The sequence below is a fragment of the Nesterenkonia sp. AN1 genome (assembly GCF_000582475.1).
In the GTDB taxonomy this organism is placed as follows: Bacteria; Actinomycetota; Actinomycetes; order Actinomycetales; family Micrococcaceae; genus Nesterenkonia; species Nesterenkonia aurantiaca.
In genome coordinates this window covers 1-23,456 of record NZ_JEMO01000008.1, presented here as the reverse complement: position 1 = coordinate 23,456, position 23,456 = coordinate 1, and the positions used below count along the sequence as shown (strand labels likewise).

The 23,456-nt window shown below is 65.2% G+C and carries 21 protein-coding genes, 1 tRNA gene and 1 pseudogene; 16 read left to right on the top strand and 7 right to left on the bottom strand.

The window, feature by feature from the left end:
- Position 1: 1 nt before the first annotated feature.
- Together BG28_RS05775 and BG28_RS05770 are read right to left on the bottom strand one after the other, a co-directional pair.
- Positions 2-700, bottom strand: coding sequence for a hypothetical protein (locus BG28_RS05775; protein WP_036474828.1), 699 nt, complete (start codon positions 698-700; stop codon positions 2-4).
- 115 nt (positions 701-815) lie between these two features.
- Positions 816-3,194, bottom strand: a complete 2,379-nt coding sequence (locus tag BG28_RS05770) for a glycosyltransferase (RefSeq protein ID WP_084479494.1) — start codon at positions 3,192-3,194, stop codon at positions 816-818.
- Between the two features lie 113 nt (positions 3,195-3,307).
- Here BG28_RS05770 and BG28_RS05765 point away from each other — a divergent pair.
- A tRNA-Gly gene (locus tag BG28_RS05765) sits at positions 3,308-3,381 on the top strand.
- 99 nt (positions 3,382-3,480) lie between these two features.
- Complete coding sequence (locus BG28_RS05760; RefSeq protein ID WP_161634804.1) at positions 3,481-4,626, top strand: glycosyltransferase family 4 protein; 1,146 nt, start codon at positions 3,481-3,483, stop codon at positions 4,624-4,626.
- Between the two features lie 256 nt (positions 4,627-4,882).
- On the opposite strand, the pseudogene BG28_RS16745 reads toward BG28_RS05760, so the two are convergent.
- Both BG28_RS16745 and BG28_RS05755 read right to left on the bottom strand, forming a co-directional pair.
- Positions 4,883-5,191, bottom strand: a pseudogene (locus BG28_RS16745) (TIR domain-containing protein); the annotation flags it as partial.
- A 109-nt stretch (positions 5,192-5,300) separates the two neighbouring features.
- Positions 5,301-5,564: a hypothetical protein gene (locus tag BG28_RS05755; protein WP_036474824.1), complete on the bottom strand. Its 264-nt coding sequence runs from the start codon at positions 5,562-5,564 to the stop codon at positions 5,301-5,303.
- Between the two features lie 857 nt (positions 5,565-6,421).
- On the opposite strand from BG28_RS05755, the gene BG28_RS05750 reads away from it, so the two are divergent.
- The 9 genes from BG28_RS05750 to BG28_RS05710 all read left to right on the top strand — a co-directional run bounded on the left by BG28_RS05750 (position 6,422) and on the right by BG28_RS05710 (position 14,062).
- The gene (locus BG28_RS05750) at positions 6,422-6,634 is read left to right on the top strand and encodes a Flp family type IVb pilin (RefSeq protein ID WP_036474822.1); all 213 of its coding nucleotides are present in this window, start codon (positions 6,422-6,424) and stop codon (positions 6,632-6,634) included.
- Between the two features lie 140 nt (positions 6,635-6,774).
- Positions 6,775-7,143, top strand: coding sequence for a TadE family protein (locus tag BG28_RS05745; protein ID WP_235180992.1), 369 nt, complete (start codon positions 6,775-6,777; stop codon positions 7,141-7,143).
- Complete coding sequence (locus tag BG28_RS05740; RefSeq protein WP_036474818.1) at positions 7,131-8,153, top strand: TadE/TadG family type IV pilus assembly protein; 1,023 nt, start codon at positions 7,131-7,133, stop codon at positions 8,151-8,153. The genes BG28_RS05745 and BG28_RS05740 overlap by 13 nt, the downstream gene beginning before the upstream one ends.
- Positions 8,154-8,163: 10 nt before the next feature.
- On the top strand, positions 8,164-8,880 hold the full coding sequence (gene cpaB / locus BG28_RS05735) for a Flp pilus assembly protein CpaB (RefSeq protein ID WP_036474817.1): 717 nt from the start codon (positions 8,164-8,166) through the stop codon (positions 8,878-8,880).
- Entirely contained in the window at positions 8,877-10,064 is a 1,188-nt protein-coding gene (locus tag BG28_RS05730; protein WP_036474815.1) for an AAA family ATPase, read from the top strand. Before cpaB ends, BG28_RS05730 begins: the two co-directional genes overlap by 4 nt.
- A complete protein-coding gene (locus BG28_RS05725; protein ID WP_036474814.1) occupies positions 10,061-11,551 on the top strand; it encodes a CpaF family protein in 1,491 nt (496 codons plus the stop codon). The genes BG28_RS05730 and BG28_RS05725 overlap by 4 nt, the downstream gene beginning before the upstream one ends.
- Complete coding sequence (locus BG28_RS05720; RefSeq protein ID WP_235180991.1) at positions 11,548-12,513, top strand: type II secretion system F family protein; 966 nt, start codon at positions 11,548-11,550, stop codon at positions 12,511-12,513. The genes BG28_RS05725 and BG28_RS05720 overlap by 4 nt, the downstream gene beginning before the upstream one ends.
- Positions 12,513-13,418 carry a type II secretion system F family protein gene (locus tag BG28_RS05715; RefSeq protein ID WP_036474812.1) on the top strand — a complete coding sequence of 302 codons (906 nt, stop codon included), beginning with the start codon at positions 12,513-12,515 and terminating at the stop codon, positions 13,416-13,418. The genes BG28_RS05720 and BG28_RS05715 overlap by 1 nt, the downstream gene beginning before the upstream one ends.
- Positions 13,418-14,062, top strand: a complete 645-nt coding sequence (locus BG28_RS05710; protein ID WP_036474811.1) for an A24 family peptidase — start codon at positions 13,418-13,420, stop codon at positions 14,060-14,062. The genes BG28_RS05715 and BG28_RS05710 overlap by 1 nt, the downstream gene beginning before the upstream one ends.
- Positions 14,063-14,286: 224 nt before the next feature.
- Here BG28_RS05710 and BG28_RS05700 read toward each other — a convergent pair whose 3' ends face one another.
- Complete coding sequence (locus tag BG28_RS05700; protein ID WP_036474808.1) at positions 14,287-15,102, bottom strand: hypothetical protein; 816 nt, start codon at positions 15,100-15,102, stop codon at positions 14,287-14,289.
- Between the two features lie 480 nt (positions 15,103-15,582).
- On the bottom strand, positions 15,583-16,020 hold the full coding sequence (locus tag BG28_RS05695) for a hotdog fold thioesterase (RefSeq protein WP_051501058.1): 438 nt from the start codon (positions 16,018-16,020) through the stop codon (positions 15,583-15,585).
- A 275-nt stretch (positions 16,021-16,295) separates the two neighbouring features.
- Here BG28_RS05695 and polA point away from each other — a divergent pair, with 275 nt between their 5' ends.
- The 3 genes from polA to BG28_RS05675 all read left to right on the top strand — a co-directional run bounded on the left by polA (position 16,296) and on the right by BG28_RS05675 (position 21,267).
- The gene (polA, locus tag BG28_RS05690; RefSeq protein ID WP_036474805.1) at positions 16,296-19,160 is read left to right on the top strand and encodes a DNA polymerase I; all 2,865 of its coding nucleotides are present in this window, start codon (positions 16,296-16,298) and stop codon (positions 19,158-19,160) included.
- Positions 19,161-19,652: 492 nt separating this feature from the next.
- The gene (locus tag BG28_RS14280) at positions 19,653-20,480 is read left to right on the top strand and encodes a PASTA domain-containing protein (RefSeq protein ID WP_152539227.1); all 828 of its coding nucleotides are present in this window, start codon (positions 19,653-19,655) and stop codon (positions 20,478-20,480) included.
- Between the two features lie 364 nt (positions 20,481-20,844).
- Complete coding sequence (locus tag BG28_RS05675) at positions 20,845-21,267, top strand: GNAT family N-acetyltransferase (protein WP_051501056.1); 423 nt, start codon at positions 20,845-20,847, stop codon at positions 21,265-21,267.
- A 33-nt stretch (positions 21,268-21,300) separates the two neighbouring features.
- Here the strand turns inward: BG28_RS05675 and BG28_RS05670 are convergent, their stop codons facing one another.
- A complete protein-coding gene (locus tag BG28_RS05670) occupies positions 21,301-22,011 on the bottom strand; it encodes a maleate cis-trans isomerase (RefSeq protein WP_036474800.1) in 711 nt (236 codons plus the stop codon).
- A gap of 118 nt (positions 22,012-22,129) precedes the next feature.
- Between BG28_RS05670 and BG28_RS05665 the strand changes: the two genes are divergently transcribed.
- Both BG28_RS05665 and BG28_RS05660 read left to right on the top strand, forming a co-directional pair.
- Entirely contained in the window at positions 22,130-22,633 is a 504-nt protein-coding gene (locus tag BG28_RS05665) for a DUF3830 family protein (protein WP_036474797.1), read from the top strand.
- Positions 22,634-22,816: 183 nt separating this feature from the next.
- Positions 22,817-23,456 (top strand): hypothetical protein (locus BG28_RS05660; RefSeq protein ID WP_036474796.1); only part of this gene is annotated, 640 nt, incomplete at its 3' end.

Genomic DNA, 23,456 nt, shown 5'->3' with positions numbered 1-23,456 from the left:
CTCAACCGGGGTTCTCGGCCTTGCTGCGATCCTTCACAGCCAACGTGTAGGCCGCCTCCGCGGCAGTGATGCCCCACTGCCCGGCCTCGCGCCGCTGGACCCGCTCAATCTCGGCGGAGACCTCGCGCAGCGCGGTCACCCGATCGATGGTCTTGGACTGAGGTTTGAGCCTTCGGCGGTAGGTCGCGCCGACCCGGCGGCCCAGGCGGGTGCGCTTGAGCTGGGCCAGCTGCAGCCCTGCGGTATCGAGTGCTCGGCGCTTGATCCGTCCCGCCAGCGGGCGCAGCTTCTCTGTCGAGGGCAGCTGGTGCACACCGAAGAACCGCAACGCCTCAGGCGTCTTCCAGGCGTGGTGATACGGGTCTTCCACATAGAAGGCGGCGATCTCCGCGAGCACCTCTGCTGCCTCAGCCTTCTCCGCGGAGGGCACGCGGGAGAACTTCCGCAGGTACCAGGTGACGAAGAAGTGCTCGAACCGGGTGTCCAGATAGTCCTGCAGGAGTCCGACCTCGTGCAGCCAGGAGCTGCGAGCCGCTTCCAGGATCAGGTACTTTCTGAAGTAGGCCGGGCTGACCACGTTGACGATCGAGTTGTCCACCGCTCCGTAGTAGACGTAGACCGACCGGTCCACCGGCACATAGGCGCGTGCGTGGAAGAGCATCTGCTGGAAGAAGAAGGTGTCCTGCCCGGTGGCGCCCACCGGCTGGGTCAGCCCCAGCCCCTGCAGCCACGCGGTGCGGGCTACTATGCCCTCGATCGACGCGGGTCGGAACTTGATCTCGCGCAGCGAGTCACGGGTCGGCCAGCGCAGGCCGTCACGCAGCTCGATCCCGGTATACCAGTCGTGGACGCGCAGGGTCTGGTGCCGCGTTGGTCCAGGTGGCCTGGTTGCCCAGGGCGAAGTCCGCCTCGGGCTTCTCGGCCAGGCGCTGCTGCAGCAGGTGGTAGCCGGCCTCCAGCTCCTCGTCGTCGGGATCCAGGTAGGTGACATACTCGGTGGCGGTCAGCTCCAGGCCGGTGTTGCGCGGACGCGAGGCCGAGCCGGACCCACCGGTGCCGTGCCGGAACGCGGAGACGTTCGCATAGGTCCGGGCCAGTTCCTCGACCGTGGCCACCGTGACCGGGTCGGTGGAGCCGTCGTCGACCAGCAGCACCTGGGTGCGTGGGAAATGCGGAGAACGGCGCAACGAGGCGAACGCCTTGTGCCGCAGATGATCCCCGTTGTTGTAGATCGGCACGATCACGGTGAGCTCTAGCCGCTCGGCCTCTGCGGTGCGCCGCACCTGAGCCTTCACAGAGGAGAGGTCATCCCCGGTGTGAGGGAGCGCGGCCGGGGCCAGCCCGGAGACCTGGATCGCGGCGGAGGCGAAGCGCCCCAGGTGGTCGACGGCGTAGACCCGCGCGTCCTGCCCGGACGCGGCCAGCACAGCAGGAGTCACCAGCGCCGAGGCCTCGGGACGCCACCAGGCGGTCAGACCGAGGTCCTCGAATCCGCGCTGATGGGCGTGGGCCCGATGGTCGGTCTCGGCGGCGGTGCCGTTGAGTTTCGTGGTGATCGTTGCGGACTGGTAGCGGAAAGCAGCCACATGATCCGCACCGTAGTGCGGACCATATCGGTGCTGGTCGCTCAGCGGCAGCAGCACGTCGATGGGCTGCGCCAGCGGATCCGCTGCCCGGGCGCCGAGCTGCTCCCAGCTCAGCAGCTCCACCGGGGGGTGCCCAGCGGCGGCGAGGTTCTGCGCGGCCATGTCCTGGGCGAGCTCCGCGGTGACCTTCTCCGCGACGGCGACCACCAGTTCCCGCCTGGACTTGACCTGCTTGCCTGCGGTCCGGGCCACTCGGGTGAGCAGGTCCGAGACGTGGTGGCGCATGAAGACCTCACGGACACCGTCGCCCTGCGCCCGACGGAGCCCCTCCAGGTCCATCCCACGCAGGCTCTCTTCGACGTCGGCCGCAGAGTTCGCGATCCGCACCTGCGGGTGATAAGAGTTCAGGCCCTGGTTATAGCTGGAGAGGACCAGGGTGCCGGCGGCCTGCAGCTCGAGCGCTCGATTGGCGAACATGGTCTGCGAGTCGACCACGGAGTTCAGGTTGACCGCGATGTCCACCACGCGCTGGATGTCCATCAGCTCGTGATGGTCCATGGCGGGCACCCGGTAGGGCCAGTACTTGACCGGGACCAGCTGGTTCGGGCTGAGGATCGGCTGCTCGGAGTCCAGCTGGGCGGTGATCTCGTTCCACCACCGGTCCACGATCGCCAACGGCCGGCCCGCGTCGAGCACGCCGTCGAGGATCCACTCGGCGTAGCGGGCTCGCTGCTGATACTTCTTCCCCATCCAGGAGCCTGCGAAGAAGATCAGCTCACGCGCCTCCGCCGGGGCGCTGCGCGAGCCGATCGGTGAGTGCAGCAGCGGGTTGACCGCGAAGGGCAAGACCTCGATGCTGTGCGCGCCGGGGCAGTCCCTCCGGTACTTCGAGAGGACCTCCGCGGCGGTGGTGAAGATGTGATCACACGCGCGGGCCACGTCGAGGAACTGCCGGTAGTCGGGCGGGTCCTCCTTGCCGTAATAGACCGGCGGGGCGCCGGCTGCGCGATAGGCCGGGATGATCGTGTCGATCAGCAGCCGACGGCGCTCCGGAGCCTCCGCGGCAGTGTAGTCCCAGGCGCGACCGTCGTGCCCACGCCAGGTCGCGGCGACCAGCAGCAGGTCCACGTCATCGAGGTGGTTCTGCCAATTCTCCGGGGTGATCGGGATCAGCGTGGCCGCACCGGAGTAGGTGTCGAAAAGGAACCGGTCGCAGATGATCCCGATCCGGAGGTCCAGCGTGGGCCGGGAGATGCCGGGCTCGGTGGCGGGCAGCTGTGCGGCCGCAGTGCGGGAGAGAGCGAGCGCGTCCTGGGTGGACCGAGCCGCCAACGGCGCGGCGAGCGGTGCCGTCATTGGGGCGTCGGGGGTCGCCGAAGGCGCTGCCGCACGCTCGCGCAGATCCGCCGCACGCTCGCGGTGCGCCCGCTCCAATGGCCCCCAGAGCTTCTCGTGATGCGCTGAGCTGGAGAGTTCCCGGGCGGCGTGATCATGGGCCCGGGCTGCCTGCTCCGCCGTCGTCGTGATCTTCGAGACCGAAGAGGTGGCTGCGGGGGCGCTGGCGGGGCTGCTTGCGAGGGGCGCGGAGGGGTCGTCTGGGAGATTCACCCCCCGACACTATCCCGAGCCGTGTTGGGTTTGGTGCAGGCAGTCCGGCTTGCTAGAGTGAAGTCTCGTTGCGGCGATGAATCGGCTTGAAAAGGCCATCGTCAAGCTTCAGCGGGGATGTAGCTTAGTGGTAAAGCTTTGGTCTTCCAAACCAACGATGCGGGTTCGATTCCCGTCATCCCCTCCAGTCACTTCCAAGCCTCTCCCGGTGATCGGGTCCTCTCGGTCACAGCAGGAGGGGCTTTTTGTGTATCTGCCGCAGAGTCGGCTCGAGAGTGAGGAACCCATGGCGCGTCCCCGGATCTACTTCGTGGTCCAGCCCACCGTGGCGCACTACCGCGAGCCGCTGCTGCGCCGGCTGCTGGAATCCACCCGCTATGACTTTGACCTGGTCGGACGGTTCAAGAACTCGGAATCTACTGCTGTCGACGAGATCCATTCTGCCGCCGACGAGGTCCTCGCGAAGGTGAGGCCGCTGACGTTCTCGAAAATACGCGGATACTGGTGGGAGCATGGTCAGGTTCGTGAGATTTGGGCGGGCGCGCACGACGCCTACGTGATCGCCGGACGCATCCCCACCGTCTCTGCCTGGGCCGCCTGTGCGGTCGCCGCGCTGCGCGGACGCACCCTGATCATGTGGGGTCACGGCTGGAAGCGGCCCGAGGACGGGCTCAAACGCCGGGTCCGGCTCGCCTTCTACCGACTGACTGACGGACTGCTGGTCTACGGTGACCGAGCCAAGGAGCTCGGCAGCTCCTACGGGGTCCCGGCCGAGAAGATCCAGGTCATCTATAACAGCATCTACCCGGAGGCGCTGACCACCATGGCGCGGGAGAGTGCCGCTCACCCCGGGCAGGCCCCCGACGACGACGGGGCAAACCCGACGATCATCTACAGCTCCCGGCTCACCACCCGGCACCGTCTGGACCTTCTCGCCGAAGCGCTGGGAGGCATGCCCGCCGCCGCGAGGCCGAAGCTGCTCATTGTGGGGGAGGGTGCCGAGCGTCCCCGGCTCGAGCAGGTGTTCGCCGAACACGGGGTGGACGCGGAGTTCCTCGGCGCCGTCTATGACTATGAGCAGCTGCGCGAGCTCTACGCCCGGGCCGACCTCGCGGTCTCCGTGGGCGGAGCCGGGCTGAACGTCACCCAGTCGATGAGCTTCGGGGTGCCGGTGCTCGCCGAGGACGGCAACCCCGATTCCAGCCCCGAGATCGAGGCCGTGGTCGAGGGAGTGACCGGCCGGTATTACCAGACCGGCGACGCCGGCTCGCTGCGCCGGGTACTCGCCGAGCTCCTGGCCGCGCCGGCCCAGCTGCGTCAGCTGGGGGAGGCCAGCCTCGCTGTGGTGCGGGAGCGCTACACGGCGGAGAAGCACGCCGAGGCGATCGAAGATGCGCTGGATCGACTGCTCGCCCGCGCCAAGCGGGGGTGAGTGCTCCGGCGGGTGGCGTTGGGTCCCGTCCGCGGACCCTTCTGCCGGCCATCTCAGGGGGCTGACGGCCGTAGATTCCGTAGACGGCCAGCCCAAGGCCGAACAGCAAGAACGCGACACCGAACCGGACTCCAGCGGCCCAGGGTGAATAGTGCGCTACCTGGACCCACTTGCCCAGGTTGTGGTTCCCGTGGTCGAACACCCGGTCGTAGGTGGGGTGCCGGGCGGCAACGGGTTTGGGCCTTTGGGGAGCTGTTCTGCCGTCTTGGTCCGAGATGTTGTGGATGTAGATGCCGAGCAACCCGTTGCCACGCTTCAGGGTGGAGCGGATCTCATACTGCATCCATTCCCGATGGGCCGTTTCGGGACCGATCAGGACCGCAGTGACTGCTGTGTGCTTGAGTCCATTCAGAAACAAAGTTGCGAGAGCGGAATCGCCTGAGCTCTTGACATTCTCGCACCGTCTAGCTGATACCCACGTCTTGGGAATGTCCTCTAACTGAACCGAGCTGGCGAGATGAACCTGCAGCTTCTCCACCAGGGCATCAGGTTGCTCCACCGGCATGGAGTATCCACAGTCGCCGATGGGTTCCCCGTGAGGCTGGGGGAGTGAGGGGCTTACAGGCATGGATTACGCCGGTGGCCCGATCGCCGTGGAATCCGGCCAGCAGCTCTTACTTGTTGTCCTTATAGGGTTCGGTCTGGGAAGTGGCGGCGCGTATGCGTTCTTCGAGGTCTCGAGAGGGATTCTCCTCACGCCAGGTCAGGCTCCGTCCATCCAGGCGTTTGGCGATGACACGAAGCTCCGCGATCTCGACATCTATCGAGGGGTCTGCTGTCCGGGCATCGTTGAGCTCTTCCCACTCAGCATCGCTGAGATCATCCGTGAGCGCGCCGGCGATCAGCTCCTCTCGCCGAGAAGATGCCTCCGGTGTCATATGGGACCAACTCTCTTCTTCTATAGCAATACTCCTAAAACGAAATATATCGGATCTTGCAAGTTTGAGACTCAAATCCAAAATCCAGGTGGTGGACGTCTTTGAGTCGCAGCTTCAGGATGCGCCGGTGTAACTGGACCAGATCCTTCAGTGGCCGAGGTGATGCGGAGCAGTCAGTCAAGCCGGTATGGCAGCGGTCATTCGGTGCATTTCTGAGTTGATTCTCCATGCAGACAGGTCGAGGAGCGCGTCGACAGACCGCTTGTCACCTTCGCGTCCCCGTTGATGTTCGTACGTGCTTGAGGTTGACACGCGATCATTGATCAGGTGTTCGTCAGGCCGGGTATCGGATGACTATGCGTCCGAAAAAGTTGAGGAGCTTCATGCGATCTACCGCCTACTACGTCGGCGCGCGGTTCCGCCTGAGGCCTGCGACTGGTGACCGCAGGCCAGCCGCTATCTCGGAGAGGATACCGTTTCCGACAGGTCGGAAACAATCAAACTAGGGCGTGAGAGGCGCATTCAGTGCACATGCCGAGACGAGCGCACGTTGCTCCCTGCAAGTGGGAAACTTTCCCCGGTGCCAAAACTCTTAGAGTCATCACGGGAGAGGCAGGCGGTGAGCGCTCAGTTGCGCGTGCTGACCCGCCATGCAGTCTTGACATGATGTGCCGCATTGGTGATTCGAACTGCGGTGCGGCGGCCTAGACGGGAGTGCGGGCTGGGTCGGGAGATTCGCGATCCAAGTGTGAAGAGCCTGCAAAGTGCTGTCAGACTCATTTCCAGGCACCGATTCCTGTTGGACGAGGGCCTCTCAGAATCAGGCCAAAAGGCCCTACTTGAAGTAAGGAATCGTTATGACTCGCACATTCGCTCTCATTGCCACTCTTCAGTCCTTCATGACTGATCGCTTCGAAGGACGTAAAGACAAGGGTGCCACCGCCGTGGAGTACGGGCTCCTGGTGGGGCTGATCGCTGTGGTGATTATTGGTGCTGTTCTTGCTCTCGGTGGCACACTAAACGACCTCTTCACCGGCGTGAACACCGATCTCGAAGGTGTCGGGGGCTAATAACCGCTTCCCATGACTAGTTGCCGGTGGCGCCCTCAGGGGGTTCCACCGGCAACTTGGGTCTTACAGGCACTGTTGCGTCAATCCCGCAGAAGGGGCAAGACATGAGAGCACGAGAGCGTGATCGCGGCGCCTCTGCCGTGGAGTTCGCCCTCGTTGCCCCGATTCTGGTGCTGATGCTGCTTGGCATCATCGCGTTCGGTCACGCTTTCCATGTCCAGTCCGCACTGTCCAATGCTGCCCGTGATGGCGTACGAGTGATGGCCCTGCAAGACACATCCGGCGGGACTGACCCCCGAACAGCCGCCCGAGATACCGCGATCGCCTCGGCAGCACCTTCTGCGAGTCTCTCCGCCGGGCAGATCAATATCACCCCCGCCACCTGTGAGGCGGCTGGCACCTCGGGTCCAGGTACCGCCACGGTGACGATCAGCTATCCGATGCAGCTTCTGGGCGGCATCGGAACGGTCACACTTACGGGCAAGGGGACTATGCGATGCAACGGCTGAGGGCCCAGTTCGCGACCCTGACGAGTCGCCTGGAGAAGGGACGCGACCGGGGCGCCTCGGCGGTCATCACGGCGCTCATGATGGTCCCGATCATGATCCTGGCAGCACTGGCCATCGACGTCGGCGCGATGCACGCCGAGCAGCAGCAACTCCAGACCGGTGCCGATGCTGGGGCCCTCGCCGTCGCCCAGGACTGCGCGCGCGATGACTGCGCCACCACGGCTGCCACGGCCCAGAGCATGGCCTCGGCGAATCTCAATGCAGCCGGTGCCATCGGTGAGATCGAGTCCTTGGATGAAACCGCTGGCGAGGTGAAAGTCCAGACAAGCGCCGTCCGCGAGCACTGGTTCGCCCCAATCGTCGGGATCAACTCCACTCGGCTGCAGGCCCAGTCTGGTGCCCGGTGGGGGTATCCCACTGGGGGAACCGCAGTTCTTCCGGTGGCCTTCTCCTGGTGTGCTTTGACGGCACAAGCTGGAATCACGGTTCTACGGGATCCAAACGGAACTGTGATCGGGGTAAATATGCCGTCAACGAGCGCTCAGCGCACCATTAATTTCACCAAGTCGTCCGCCACTACGTGTACGGGGCCTTCCGGCAATGCAGTTCCAGGTGGCTTCGGTTGGTTGACGCCCAGTTCCACCAACTGTGGAAAAACCGAATCCATCATCGGCGGGTGGGTGGGGTCTGACACGGGTAATAACGTCCCGTCGCCCTGCAACAACGCCGAGTTCCAGAAGTGGTTGGGCAAAACTGTTCTTCTGCCCATCTTTGATCAGACCAGAGGAACTGGCAACAGCGGTGAGTACCGTGTGTTCTGGTATGCGGCGTTCACCCTTTCCGGTTACTACTTCGCTGGCCAGTACAGTCATCCATCCCCAGCTCCCTGCGGCGGCAGCGAACGGTGTATCCGGGGGAGCTTTGACCGTTTCGTGGACCTGACCGAAAATTTCGACTACAGCCCCAGCGGGCCCCGTATGGGTGCTGCTGTCGTGGCCCTGACCGAGTAAGGGCTGTTCATTGTCCCGTCGTTTTATCGCCGCTGTCCTTGCAGTCCTCCTCGCTGGTCTTGCCGCTCTGTTGGTGGTCAGGTATGTCAACACTGCGGATGAACGGGCGATGGCGGACATGTCACCCGAGTCCGTGTTGGTGGTGACCGAATCGGTCCCAGAAGGCACCCCGGTGAGCGAGATGACCGACTCTGTGTCCACCGATGAGGTGCCCAGCTCGGCCGTCATCCCCGGTGGCATCGGCTCACTCGAGGATGTGGCGGGAGAGCTGACGACCACGACGCTCTACCCGGGCGAACAGCTGGTCGAGGGCCGCTTCGCATCGCCGGAAGAGCTCGAAGATCCGATGAAGGTCGATGCCCCTGAGGGCTTCCACGAGATCACCGTCCAACTGCCCACCACGAGGGTGATCGGCGGGCACCTGACGCCGGGAGATACTGTCGGGTTCTTCGTCAGTGCCTCTGATCCCCAGGAGACCCAGTTGACGCTGCAGAAGGTCCTCGTCACCCGAGTGGACGGTGGAGTCACCGAGGGCGTCGACGATGAAGGGGTTGAGACCACCACGCCTGCAGCAGACACTCTCATGGTGACCCTTGCCGTGGAAGCCAGCGATGCCAGGCTTGTTGCTCACGCTGCGGAGTTCCATGGAGTCTGGCTCTCGCTTGAGCCCGAATCGGGCCCTGAAGTTGAGTCCGGTTCCGCAGAAGTCCAGGACGTGCTGCGATGATCCGCATCGCGTTCTCCGGCGCGGATGTCGACCTCGAAGCCGTCTACACGCAGGCAGCCGGGGCCGGATACCTTTCTCTGCGCGTTCCATATTCGGAGGATCCAGCAGACCTGCTTGGACGACTCCAGGGAGGCTCGGTTCCGGGCGTGATGGTGATGGACTCCCGGCGCGACCCTGATCTCTGCCTCGCGCTGGCGGCTCGATTCCACACTGAGCATCCGGACACCGTGGTGCTGCTGGTCACCGATCAGCCCGAAGCGCTCGGTCTTGGGGCCATGCGCGCCGGGGTCACCGATCTGCTTTCCCCGGGGGCCGACCTGTCGCAGGTCAGTCGGGCCCTCGGCAAGGCGAAGCAACAGGCCGAAGCTCTTGCGGCCCGTCGTGCCGAGACCTCGCCCAAGGGTCCGAGCGGCCGGGTGATCACCGTCGTCTCCGCCAAGGGAGGCGTGGGCAAGACGACCGTGACGACCAACCTCGCTGTCGCGCTGGCTCAGGCCGTGCCGCACTCGACGGTGATCGTGGACCTGGATCTGCAGTTCGGCGATGTCGCCACGGCGCTGAGCCTCTCGCCGGAGCATTTCCTCCCGGACGCGCTGCAGAGCGTGGCGACCGGAGACACCATTGCGCTCAAGACCCGTCTGACGCTGCACGAGACCGGGCTCTACGTGCTGCCCGCGCCTGCGGATCCCGCCGCCGCCGACGGCATTACCAGCGCCCAGATCAGTCAGCTGCTGCAGGTGCTGACCCAGGAGTTCCCCTACGTGGTGGTCGATACATCCCCAGGGTTGGCTGACCACACACTGGGGGCGTTGGATCACACCACCGATCCGCTCTTGCTCACCACCCTGAGCGTGCCCGCACTCAGCGGGCTGCGCAAGATCGTCGACACGCTGTCGGTGCTTCAGATGTTCACCGAGCGGTATCACGTGGTGGTCAACCACTCTGATGCCGCCGACGGGGTCGCGTTGAAGGATGTGGAACAGACACTGGGCGTCCCGGTGGGCACCGCCATACCTCGGTCTAAGGGAGCACCCGCCTCGATCAACATCGGGGCCCCGCTCCTGCAGTCACAGACACGGGATCCGCTCGTGAGATCGCTGGTATCGCTGGCAAACATGCTGCTCCCCGCAGGAACCACGCTGGACAGGCGTGGGCGGCTGCGCGCAAAGGGGAAGAAGACATGAGCCTCTCTGAACGGCTGAAAGCGGCTCAGGGGGGTCAGCAGTCCCAGGCTGAACCGGTCCGCGCCGCTCCTGCGCCGACAGTGAGGGAACCTTCGCCCGTCCACGAGGCCCCTACCCCGGTTCCCGCGCAGCCTGTTACTCGCCGGACTGTCGCCAGTGCCCGTGAACGTCCTCCCGCTCCGGCCCGTCCTGAGGAGCCCGACGATGCGCTGCGTCGCCTGAAGGACAGCGCCGCCGCGACGTTGTTCCAGCGGATCGGGGCCCGGCTCAATGACCCGTCTTTGGATGAGCGCCAGCTTCATGCCCTGGTGCGGGCGGAGCTGAACGCCGTCATCGAGAAGTCCTCCATTCCGCTGAGCACCGAGGAGCGCAAGCGGCTGACCGCCGAGGTCCAGGACGACGTGCTCGGCTACGGACCGCTGCAGCGGCTGCTCGATGACGAGACCGTCACCGAGGTGATGGTCAACGGACCGGACATGATCTACATCGAGAAGTCTGGACAGCTGCAGCGGGCAGCGAGTCGCTTCGCCTCTGAGGAGCATCTGCGGCTGGTGATCGAACGGATCGTCTCGCGGATCGGACGTCGGATCGACGAGTCCGCACCGATGGTCGACGCCCGGCTCTTGGATGGCTCGCGCGTGAATGCCGTGATCCCGCCGCTGGCCTTCAACGGGTCCTCGCTGACGATCAGGAAGTTCAGCAAGGATCCCTTCAAGGTGGCCGACCTTGTCCGCTTCGGCACGCTCAGCCCGGAGATGGCTGAGCTGCTGGACGCCTGCGTGGCGGCCAAGCTCAATGTCATCGTTTCCGGTGGCACCGGTTCAGGAAAGACCACGTTGCTCAATGTGCTCTCCTCCTTCATCCCGGAGGGCGAGCGGATCGTCACCATCGAAGATGCGGTGGAGCTCCAGCTTCAGCAGGACCATGTGGTCCGGTTGGAGTCTAGGCCCCCCAATGTGGAGGGCAAGGGCGAGGTCAGCATCCGCGATCTGGTGCGCAACTCATTGCGCATGCGACCGGATCGGATCGTCGTCGGCGAGGTCCGCGGCGGAGAGAGCCTCGACATGCTCCAGGCGATGAACACCGGCCACGACGGATCCCTCTCCACCGTCCATGCGAACTCGCCCCGCGATGCGATTGCCCGGCTGGAGACGCTGGTGCTGATGGCCGGAATGGATCTGCCGCTGCGAGCCATCAGGGAACAGATCGCCTCAGCGGTCGATCTGATCGTGCAGCTCACACGTCTTCGGGACGGGACGCGCCGAGTCACCGCGGTCACCGAGGTCCACGGCATGGAGGGTCAGACGGTCACCCTCCAGGATGTCTTCCTCTTCGACTACGCGGCCGGAGTCGACGACGACGGCAAGTTCCTCGGGAAACCCGTCTCCACCGGCATCCGCCCGCGGTTCACCGAGCGCTTCGCCGATCTGGGCATCACGGTCTCCCCGGGAATCTTCTCCCGCCCAGAGACTGGCACGGTGCCGTGATCGGTCCGGTGATCGACCTCTTCGCCGAGCACGGGCTCCTCGCCAGTGCGGTACTGATCGTGGCATCGGCCGTGGGCGTCCTTGCCTACCTGCTGCTCTCTCCTGGTCCCGTGCGTGTGCCATTGGAGCGCCGACAACCCGGACATGTCCCGAGGCCCAGCGCTTTGGAGCGCGGAGCTGGCGCCGCCACGGCCTTGGTCGAGCGGCTGATCCACCGACGGGGGACCCCGGTGGGCGCTTCGACGCTGGAGCTCGCCGCGGTGAAGCTGCGACCGCAGGACTTCGTATTCCTGGTCCTTGTGGGCTCGGTGGTCGGTTTCGCTCTGGGGCTCGTGCTCAGCGGGGGACTGCTGGGAGTCCTCTTCGCCGCCGTGGTCCCGCTGGGCGCGAAGTTCCTGCTCGGGATGCGGATCTCGAAGCGGCAGAAGCAGTTCGCCGAGCAGCTTGATGATTCGCTGCAGCTGATGGCCTCGAATCTACGCGCCGGGCACAGCCTGCCGCAGGCACTCTCCTCGGTCGCCAAGGAGGCAGAGAGTCCCACCTCAGATGAGTTCGTGCGCATCGTCAACGAGACCCGGGTGGGACGGGACCTCGGCGTCGCCCTGGACATGACCGCGGCCCGCATGGCGAGTGAGGACTTCTCCTGGATCACCCAGGCGATCGCGATCAACCGTGAGGTCGGTGGAAACCTCGCCGAGGTGCTCGACGGCGTGGCCAACACCATCAGGCAGCGCAATGAGATCCGTCGCCAAGTGGCGACCCTCAGCGCCGAAGGACGACTCTCTGCATTGATCCTGATGGTGCTTCCCTTCGGACTTGCCGGCTTCCTCCTGATGAGCAACCCCGCATATCTCGCCCCCTTCACCCAGACCACGATCGGCTATGGTCTGATGATCCTTGCCATTGTCATGCTCAGCATCGGCGGGCTGTGGCTTCGCAAAGTAGTGGAGATCAAGTTCTGATGACCATTGATCCCTTCATCGTTTCCGCAGCGCTCTGTGCGGCCCTTGCCGTGGGCACCTGCATCTGGTTGGCGTGGACCGGAATAGACCCCGTCCGTCGCGGAGCCCAGGCGAATCTTCGTCGCGGGGGAGTGACACTGGTCGCCGCGACGAGCGGTCAATCCACCACGGCACCCAATGTGTCTCTCTCGGCGCTCGCGAAGCGGATGACCCCGGCCCTCGTCGTGCGGGTATTGGACCGACAGCACACTTTGGCCGGACGACCGGGCGCATGGACCGTGGAGAAGCTGCTCACGCTCAAGCTGAGCTGGCTCGTGATCGCCGGGGCGATCAGCGCTCTCATCCTCTTTTCTGGGCCTCCACCTCTTCTTGCGATGATGACACTGGGCGTCTTTGTGGTGGTGTATTTCCTGCCGGAGCTGCTGCTCAACAGTGAGGGGACCAAGCGCAACCAGCAGATCGAGCTTGAGCTCGCCGACACCTTGGATCAGATGACCATCGCTGTGGAGGCCGGCCTGGGGTTCGACTCCGCCATGGCGCGTGCCGCACAGAACGGGAAGGGACCGCTGGCCAATGAGCTGGTCCGCACCCTGCAGGACATCCAGATGGGCAATTCGCGCAGGCAGGCCTTCGAAGCACTCACCGTCCGCACCACCGTCGTGGATCTGCGCCGCTTCGTCCGCGCCGTGATCCAGGCGGACGCCTACGGGGTCTCCATTGCAAGCGTGCTCCGGACCCAGGCAGATGAGATGCGGCTCAAGCGGCGCCAGCGCGCAGAAGAGAAGGCTCAGAAGATTCCCGTGAAGGTCCTGGCTCCGTTGATGCTGTTCATCCTGCCCGTGATCTTCATCGTGGTCATGGGCCCGGCTGCGATCAACATCGTGGACTCCCTCAGCGGCATGTGATGAGTGAATCTCTGCTGGGTCCACTGGTGACGGCACTGGTCTCCGCACTTTCGGCCTGGCTGCTCACCCCGATCCTGCACCCGTTCCTCGAGGAAGATTCACAGCGCACTGGGTGTCTTCTACGTGTTCCTGCAGCGGCTCTTGCAGCCTTGGCGGGCCTCGGCGCCGCGAGCATCGCTGGCAATGCCTCGGAGCTCGTCGCCTTCACCGCCGTCGGAGTGGGGTGCGCACTTCTGGTGGTGACCGATCTGCTGGTGCGCCGGCTGCCCGACGTCCTGGTGGCAGGTACGGCTGTGGCGCTGCTGCTCCCGCTGGCGTCAGCGGCCGCCATGACAGATGAGTGGTCCTCGTTCGGTCGCAGCATACTTTCCGCCGTCGTCCTTCTTGCCGGGTACTTCCTGCTGGCGTTCATCGCGCCGAATGGGCTCGGGCTCGGTGACGTGAAGTTTGCAGTCGTGGTGGGAGCGTTCCTGGGTTGGTTCGGCTGGGCGGAAGTTGCTGTGGGCACGGTGCTTGGTTTCGTCATCAACGGAGTGGTGGCGTTGGCGATCCTGGTCAGCGGGAGAGGGAACCGGACCTCGGACGTGCCGTTTGGACCTTCCATGATTCTGGGGGCTGTCATCGCCGTGATGATGAGCTTCTGATGTGGGCCTTGAGGGGCTCAGCAGCCGGGGGAGTTCGGCAGAAGGCGCTGAGGTCAGGGACGTTTCGACAACGGACCAGCGAGCATGCCGCGAAGTTGCGGGCATGGAAGTGGCCCTGCAGGACGACAAAGTCTCACAGGGCCACCGCCTCGTACATGCGATTATTCGATTCGCCTCAGATGACTTGGTTCACCATCAGAGGGTCTACGTTCTGCGTCTCGTGATCAGGACTCGGTGGGGCGCTGGCGCATGAAGTATGCGCCGGCTCCGATCGCGCCGAGGGCGAGCACGCCGCCGCCGGCGGCCATGGCCATGCCTGCACCCTGGGACCCGCCGGCAACGCCGGTGTCGGCGCCGCCTTCAGGCATCCCGTCCATCTGTGAGGCGGTCAGGGTGCCACAGGCTGCTGGCAGGGTCGCTGCGTTGGGCAGGGACTCATCGAGCTCGGACTGCTTGTTCGCGGCTTCCTCGGTCAGCAGGGTCGGGTCCACGCCGTGGACCACGATGACGCCGGTGCCATCRACGATGGAGGCCAGCACGTCATCGGCGATCTCGAGGTCACGTTCGTAGGTGTAGCTAGAACCACCGGGGAAGCGTTCCACGGCCAGGCCGGAGTCTGGTGAGGTGTCGCCTTCGGTGGTCAGTGAGGTGCCGATGCCGCCGTAGAAGGGTGCGCCTTCTTCGACGTTGATGGCGCCGTCGCCGTCGACGTCAGCGTCGGGTCCGGGGCACTGGCCCTGGGCGCCGAAGTGGATGTGCTGGGCGTGGGGAGGTCCATCCATGAAGGTCTCGGCTGCGCCGTCGACGGTCATGTAGACGGTGGCCTGGTTGCCCTGGCCCTCGATCAGGACGTCGCCGACGGTGCCGGAGTTGTTCAGCGGGTCCAGGCTGGTCTGGAAGGACCAGGACTGGCTGGAGTCAGCGGTGGCGACGCCGTCGGAGGCTCCGCCGTGGTCTGAGTGGGCCATGGCTGGGGCTGCGCTGAGCAGCAGCGCGCCAAGAGCGAGTGTGGGAACAGCAAAGAATTTGGAGGTACGCATAAGGGACTCCTCGTCAAGGTGATGTAGTCGTGCAACTTGTAAACGTGGTCTCGATCACTCCACGTAGGCACTGTTCGGAGCCGGATCGGGATCGGATGGTGAAATCTCAAAAAAAGTTGCTCGGCTCATCGATCCGCTGGGAAATGCAGGTTCCTGGAGGCCTATATGGCTATTGCAAGACTGCAATATTCTCCGCGCACGGAGCTTGCCGGGGCCGCCGACGGCGTGGTCAGCTCTCCGGAAGCCGCCGAGGATCCCTGACCCGCTCCCGCCGCGTCCTTCCAAAAGCTTTGTCGCATCCCTATGCCATGTCCCATCGCTATGCACGGATATAGCGATGGGACATGGCATAGGGATGCGGACAAAGCTTTTGGAAGGACGCGGTCGGGAGCGGGTCAGGGATCCTCGGCGGCTTCCGGAGAGCTGGGACATGGCATAGGGATGCGACGAATCGACCGGGAGCTGGCTGGAAGAGGCTCCTCAGTCCCGATTGGGCAGGATCATGTTCGTCATCCGGGCGGTCGAGAGGCGGCGGCCGGCGTCGTCGGTCATCACGATCTCGTGGCTGGTCAGCTGCCGGCCCAGGTTGATCGGGGTGCAGGTCGCGGTGACCGTGCCCTCGGTGACCGAGCGGTGGTGGGTGGCGCCGAGCTCGGTGCCCACCACGGCGTTGTCTATGCCCAAGTTGACCCGCGCGTGAAGGATCGCGGCGATCGATCCGAGCGTCTCGGCGAGCACCATGTGCGCGCCGCCGTGGAAGAGGCCCACGTTCTGCTCGTTGCCTCCCACCGGCATGGTGGCGACCATCTTGTCCGGGCCCATCTGCAGGTAGCGCAGCCCCATCTTCGCGCCCAGCGGGGTGGTCCCGTGTGGGCCGGTCCACTTCCGGTACTCCTCGGGAATGTTCGCAGCGTCCATCCGGGCGATCCGCTCCTCCTCCTCAGGGAAGGGGGTGGCGCGCCGGGGACGGGGTGGTTCGAGAGCGGGTTCTGCGCCAGGGGATCCCCGGAGGCGTCCGGGTGGCTCGTGGTGGTGGCGTCATGCTGAGAAGTCATGGGCTCCAGCTTAGATGCCCGCGGGCGCAGCGCCCGGCATCTCAGCCGGGGCAGGTCTGGGGTGAACCCGGGGCTCGCGATAGGCTGGAGGGCGTGTCAACTAAGCCCAATAAACTCCTGGTCATCGACGGTCACTCCATGGCGTTCCGGGCGTTCTACGCCCTGCCCACCGAGAGCTTCCTGACGGATTCCGGCCAATACACCAACGCGGTGCACGGCTTCACGAACATGCTGCTCAAGCTGATCCGTGAGGAACTCCCCACCCACGTGATCCTGGCCTTCGACCTGGACACCCCGACGTTCCGGCACACCTCCTACGCCGAGTACAAGGGGGGCCGCGCGAAGACTCCCGAGGAGTTCCGCGGCCAGATCGACCTGATCAAGCAGGTCGCCGAGGGCATGAACATCGCCGTGGTGACCTCAGAGGGCTACGAGGCCGATGACATCGTCGCCACCTACGCCACCCGGGCCGACACCGCCGGCTGGGAGACCCTGATCGTCTCCGGTGACCGCGACACCCTGCAGCTGGTCACCGAGCGCACCACCCTGATGTACCCCACCTCCGGGCTTTCGAAGGTCGCGATGCTCGACCCGGCCGCGGTGGAGGAGAAGTACCTGGTCCCGCCGCTGAAGTACCCGGACCTCGCCGCGCTGGTGGGGGAGTCCGCGGACAACCTGCCCGGCGTGCCCAAGGTGGGACCCAAGACGGCCGCAAAGTGGATCGCCGAATACGGCTCCACCCGCGGGATCATCGAGAACGCCCACCTGATCGGCGGCAAGGCCGGGGAGAACCTGCGCGAGGCTCTCGCCGATGTGGAGCGCAACCTGGAGCTGAACCTGCTGCTGCGCGACCTGGAGCTGCCGGTGGCCCTGGAGGACTCAGAGCTGCAGGTCCCCGACCGGGAGGTGCTGGACCCGCTCTTCGACGCGCTGCAGTTCAACCAGATCCGCGAGCGGCTCTTCGAGACCTTCTCCGCCCGCTTCCCGGAGACCGTGGTCGCTCCCACCCCGACCGAGGCGCTGCCCGAGGTCACCGTGACCGAGGAGGCCGAGAAGCTCAGCACCTTCCTGAAGGCCCACGCCGGAGCCCCGATGGCGATCGCGGTCTGCCTGGACCGCAGCGGCGAATCGCTGACCACCAAGCCCAAGCGTGACGAGGCCGCCCGTGTGGCCGAGGCCCTCGCCGTCGTGCTGGTGCCCTCAGCTTCCGGGGACGTGCCTGGTGCTGCCGATGCTGCCGATGCTGCCGATGCCGCTGATGCGGCAGGTGCCGCCGATGCGGCGAAGACCGACGACGACGCCGATTCGGCTCCCGAGCCGACCGGCATCCCCGCGCTGGCGCTCTCGCTGACCTCGCTCGACGCTGCCGCCGACGCGGTGCTCGCCGAATGGCTGGGTGACCCGGAGGCGCCGAAGCTGGTCCACGACATCAAGGACGCCGGCAAACGGCTGGCCTGGCGCGGGCTGCACCTGCGCGGCGCCGTGGAGGACACCCTGATCAGCGGCTACCTGATCCAGCCGGACCGGCGGAACTTCGCCTTCACCGAGCTGGTCACCCAGTACCTGGGCGTCTCCACCGACCCGGCCGCCTACCTCGGCGGTCACAGCACCGAGGACGCCGAGGCCCCCGGCGCTCAGGGGCCGGACCTGTTCTCCTCCCAGGACCTGCTCCCTGGGGTCACCGCCGAGGACCTGGACACTGCCGCGCTGCATGGGATGCTGCTGCATCAGCTCTCCCAGGCGCTGGGCGAACAGCTGGTCGAGCGCAACGGCGAGAAGCTGCTGCGCGAGATGGAGATCCCGCTGGCCGAGATCCTGCTGCAGATGGAGCTCACCGGCATCGCGGTGAGCCCGAAGAAGCTGGACTCGCTCGACGCGGAGTTCGCCGCGGCCATCGAGGCCTCCGCGCAGGAGGCCTATGCGGTGGTCGGACACGAGGTGAAGCTCGGCTCGCCCAAGCAGCTGCAGACGGTGCTGTTCGAGGAGCTGGAGCTGCCTACCGCCGGGGTCAAGAAGAACAAGACCGGCTACTCCACCGACGTGGAGACCCTGCAGTCGCTGCTGATCAAGACCCAGAACGAGTTCCTGGTGCACCTGATGAACCACCGGGACTCCACCAAGCTGCGCCAGACCGTGACCGGCCTGACGGAGGCGGTCAACGGTGACGGGCGGATCCACACCACCTACGCGCAGACCGTGGCCGCCACCGGGCGGCTCTCCTCGCTGAACCCGAACCTGCAGAACATCCCGGTGCGCACCGCGGCCGGTCGGAAGATCCGCGACGCCTTCGTGGTCGGCCCCGGCTACGAGACCCTGCTGACCGCGGACTACTCCCAGATCGAGATGCGGATCATGGCCCACCTCTCCGGAGACCAGGCGCTGATCGAGGCGTTCCGGGCAGGGGAGGACCTGCACAACTTCGTCGGCGCCAAGGTCTTCGGGGTCGAGGCTTCGGAGATCACCCCCGAGCAGCGGTCCAAGGTCAAGGCGATGAGCTACGGGCTGGCCTACGGGCTCTCCAGCTTCGGGCTCTCCAAGCAGCTGGGCATCGGGGTCGATGAGGCCCGGAACCTGATGAACGAGTACTTCGAACGCTTCGGCGGGGTGCGGGACTACCTCCGTGAGGTGGTCACCCAGGCCAAGCAGGACGGGTTCACCTCCACGCTGTTCGGCCGGCGCCGCTACCTGCCGGACCTCTCCAGCGAGAACCGGCAGCTGCGCCAGATGGCCGAACGTGCCGCGCTCAATGCCCCGATTCAGGGGTCCGCGGCCGACATCATCAAACAGGCGATGATCGGCGTGGACTCGGCGATGCGGTCCGAGGGCATGGAGTCCCGGCTGCTGCTGCAGGTCCACGATGAGCTCATCTTCGAGGTGGCCTCGGGGGAGCGCGAGGCCCTGGAGAAGCTGGTGACCACCCACATGGGTGCCGCCGCCGAGCTTGATGTCCCGCTGGATGTCCACGTGGGCGTGGGCTCCTCCTGGCACGAGGCCGCGCACTGAGCTAGGCCCCCGGGCCCGTGAGCCCCAGGGCTGTCGAGCTCCCCGGCCCCCGAGCCCCGAGCCACCGGGCCCTCGAGCCCGTTTGTCGCATCCCTATGCCATGTCCCATCCCTATGGACGGAAATAGCGGTGGGACATGGCATAGCCATGCGACGGATGAGGCGTAAGGGCCTTCTCGATCTCGTTGAGGGCGCAGAAGTGGAAGCGGCTCCAACCAGGGCTGCCGAAAAGCCCCGAGGGCAGCGGGGGAGCATCATTGTCGAGGTTCCCAGACCCTCCCGATGTTCTTTCGGACGCCGGTGCACTTAGGCTGACCCGCGCTTCCGTGTGGGCATCGCAGAGCGCGGAGTGCCCGAGTGAGCACGGAGTTCTAGCTCCTCTTCTTTGAATAGGGATAAAATTTTCGCTTGCGGTGCCGGTTGGAGCCTGGGAGGACATTGATTTAAAAGGCTGGGTATAGGCCGCACATTGCTGCTGTGTATATTTAAATGCATGACTCTCAAGAACTTCTCCTTCGTCGGCATTTTCGCGCTCTCAATAACGCTGGTTGGCTGCGGCGGAACTGAGGATGAGCCTTTGACGGTCCCAGATGTTTTTGGCCTCCCCGGCGACGAAGCCCGTGACCTTATCGAAGCCGCTGGACTCGAGCCATCTCTCGAGGCCGCAGAGTCATCGGTGTGGCAACCTTCGAACTGGGAAGTCGAGTCCACCGACCCTGAGGCGGGCATAGAGGTGGAAGAGGAGGACGAGGTGATCGTCAACCTGATCCGCCCGGTTGCCGACGAGGATGCTGATGCTTCTGCCCAAGAAGCCGAAGAAGAAGCGGATCTTCAATCAGCGGAGGATGCCGAGCAAGAAGCTGCAGAAGAGACGGAGCGTGCGGAGGCCGAAGCCGAGGAAGCACGGCAGAGTCGAGAGCAGGCTGAGCAAGCTGAAGCCGCGGAAGAGCAGGAACGTGAGGATCGAGTCCCGGAACAACAAGAGAGCGATGGTGGCGACCTCGGTGAACGCGTAACGGAAGCGGCGTTGCGCGGGTTTAACGTTGATTCATTCACCGGTCTCCTGAGTCAGGATGGGTACGACTTGTCGCTCCCGCCGTACTACGCAATTTCAGACATCGAAACGATGTCCGACTCGACAGTCCGGGTCCATGTCCAGGAAGCCATGTTTGACGAAGAACGGGAGCAGATGGGGCGCTGGTTCTTCAATATGACCTGTCGAGAAGTCCCGGAGCTGGACACGGTCGTAGTGAACGACGTTTCTGGGCAGGACAGCAATCACTCTGCACAGGAGTTCATGCGCATGCCGGGGTGCGATTAAGCCCATAAGGTGCGATCAAGCCGGGACCCACATCGATTGACGGAGTCTCGACGATCTTGCTCGTCCCGGTGATCCGCTGGTTTGGTGCCCCGCAACGTGCCCGGGGAGGAGTACGCATTCCGAGCACTGCCGCAGCAGATGCTGGGCACCCGGCTCCGTTTCATCTGTGTGGGGGCATCGAGCCGTCCGTTCCTCTGTTCGTGGTCGGGCATGGCTACAACTGGGTGGTCTAGATTCAAATCGCAGTCTTCGCGATCTGCCGGGGGTCTTGGTGTGGAAGAGCGGTGCTCTAGAACTCGCGATCGTGGCCCGTGTCGCTGCCGCAACCAGGTCAGCCGTCCACCCCGTGTGGTTCGATGAGCAGATGATCACCACCGAGGTAGTAGCAGCCGAGGACCTGGCCTTCCATCAGGTGCTTGCGCTCTATACGGCAGTGCAGTGGACCGCCTACACGGACGACCCTCAGAGTCTCCGGCATGCCCTAGAAGGGTCATCGACCCTGGTCGCCGCCCACGATGACCAGCTGCTGGTGGGCCTGGCCCGGGTCATCTCGGACGGAAGCTCGATCTGCTATCTCCAAGACATCCTGGTTCTGCCCTCACACCGCAGAGCCGGGGTGGGCCGAGCGTTGGCGCAGCGGGCGCTCGCCGAATACCCGCATGTCCGTCAGAAGGTCCTGATCACCGATGATGAGCCTCAGCAGAGGGCGTTCTACGAGGCCTTGGGCTACACCAGGTCCGATGAGTTCCAGGGTGGGCCGATCCGAGCGTTCCTGAGGTTCGACTGAGCACCTCCATATCGCGAGGCGCCGATGTCCTGCTCAGCGGCTGAACAGGGCCCCGAGCCCCTCGGCGGCAGCAGGGTGGCCGGCCAGCCGCAGCGCCTGCCAGGCGGTGACCTGGTTGGCCGTGAGCACGGGAACCCCCAGGGCCTCCTCGAGCCGGGGCAGCACGGCGATCGTATGCAGCGCAGTGTCCGGGATCAGCAGGCACTGCGCGCCGGTCAGGTCGGCGGCGCGGGCGGTCTCGAGCACCCACTCGGCGTCCAACCGGCCCGCGTCCTCGCCGCTGGGCACGTCGTAGGTGGACAGCGCGGTCACCGTGATCCCGTCCTCTTCCAGAAGCTGCACGAAGTGGGCGGCAACCTCCTCCGGGTAGGTCGCGGCCACCGCGACCCTGTCCAGTCCCAGGTGGTGCACCGCTTCGGCGAAGGCCAGTGAGGTGGAGGAGGACGGGACACCGGCGGCCTCTTCGATCCATCCCGCCTGCTCTCGGCAGCCCTCCCGGCCATAGACGAAGCTGCCGGAGGTGCACGCCCACATCGCCGCGTCGGGGGAGAGCTTGCGGGCCCTCTCGGCGGAGGGCACCAGGTTGGCCCGAGATCCCAGGGTCAGCAGTGCGTCGACATCGTGGTCGGTGCTGCCCTCCCAGGTGTGGATCACCCGGAACGAGGTCTCGGGGATCAGCTGTTCGAGGGCGGGGAACTCGTCCTCCGCGCTGTATCCCGGGTAGAGGATGGCGAGGGTGTACATGGTGGTGGAGGTCCCTCTCGTGGTGCGTGGTGCGTCCTCAAGAAATCTACAGGTAGATTGTAGACAATCATAAGAGATCGTTCCCTGGCGCCTGCAGCTCACCGAATGGAGACTACTGATGACCCGGTACCTCACCATCACCCTGGAGAAGCGCGGCGTCACCGCACGGGCGCGACTGCTCGACGACGAGGCCCCGCGCACCGCGGAGGCGGTGTGGCAGGCCCTGCCTCAGGCCGGACAGGTGTTCCACGGCAAGTTCGCGCGCAATGAGATCTACGCCCTGGTCCCGGCCTTCGCCGCCGAGGAACCCGGCCCCGAGAATCAGACGGTCACGCCGATCCCGGGGGACCTCTGCTATTTCACCTTCGAGGGCGTGCTGGACAACCCCGCCTACGGATACGACGCCTCCGCAGGGACCGCCGAGAACCGGTTGCTGATCGACCTGGCCGTGTTCTATGGACGCAACAACCTGCTGATCAACGGTGACGTCGGGTGGGTTCCGGGCAATGTCTTCGCCACGATCGAGGAGGGACTCGAGGAGCTCGCGGCCGCGTGCCAGGACGTCTGGATGGGTGGCGCTCGCGGGGAGACCCTGAGCTTCGCCCGCGCCGAGACGGACTGATGTGAAGCTGCGCGCCGGTGTTCTTCGACCACCAGAATCACCGAGCGGGTGGAGCCCCCACAAGCAGCCGGAACCCCCTATAGTCGGAGTTTCCATCACACCCAGTGCGGTTGAGTCGTCATGGCGCACCTCTGAGGAATGTCGTATTTGTCACGCCACATCATGCGATTTATAGGAGCAGACATGACACCGGAAACCCAGGGCCCGCTGTTCGGCCCGGCTCCCCGCGGCGCGCTCGGCGTCGTCATCCCGTTTGACATGGAGCTCGACGCCGAGCTGTGGCGCTGGCTCCCCGCCGACGTCGATCTGCTGTTGACCCGGACACCGTTCCTGGACGACGTCGTCACGGTGGAGTTCGCGCGGGAGGTCGCGCAGGCAGGAATCGTCACCGATGGCGTTCGCAGCGTCACCGCCGGACGTGCGGATGTGGTCCTCTACGCCTGCTCCTCTGGCAGCTTCGTGCGCGGTCGCGCAGGGCAGGAAGAGCTCGTGCGTGCGATGAACGATGCCGGCTCGCGGGAGGCGGTGACCGCGTCCGGCGCCGTCGTTGAAGCGCTCAGCGCCCTCGGGATCCGACGCGTCGCGACGGCGACGCCCTATCTGCCCTCACTTTCGCTCCTCATGGAGTCCTTCCTCAACGAGTACGGCGTCGGCGTGACCGGCAGCGCGGAGCTCGGGCTCGATCGGCACATCTGGGAGGTGCCCTACGCGCAGACCGCAGAACTGATCCGCCAGGCGGACACGCCCGATGCCGAGGCGATCGTGGTCAGCTGCACCAACCTTCCCACCTATGACCTGATCGCACCTCTGGAGGCTGAGCTGG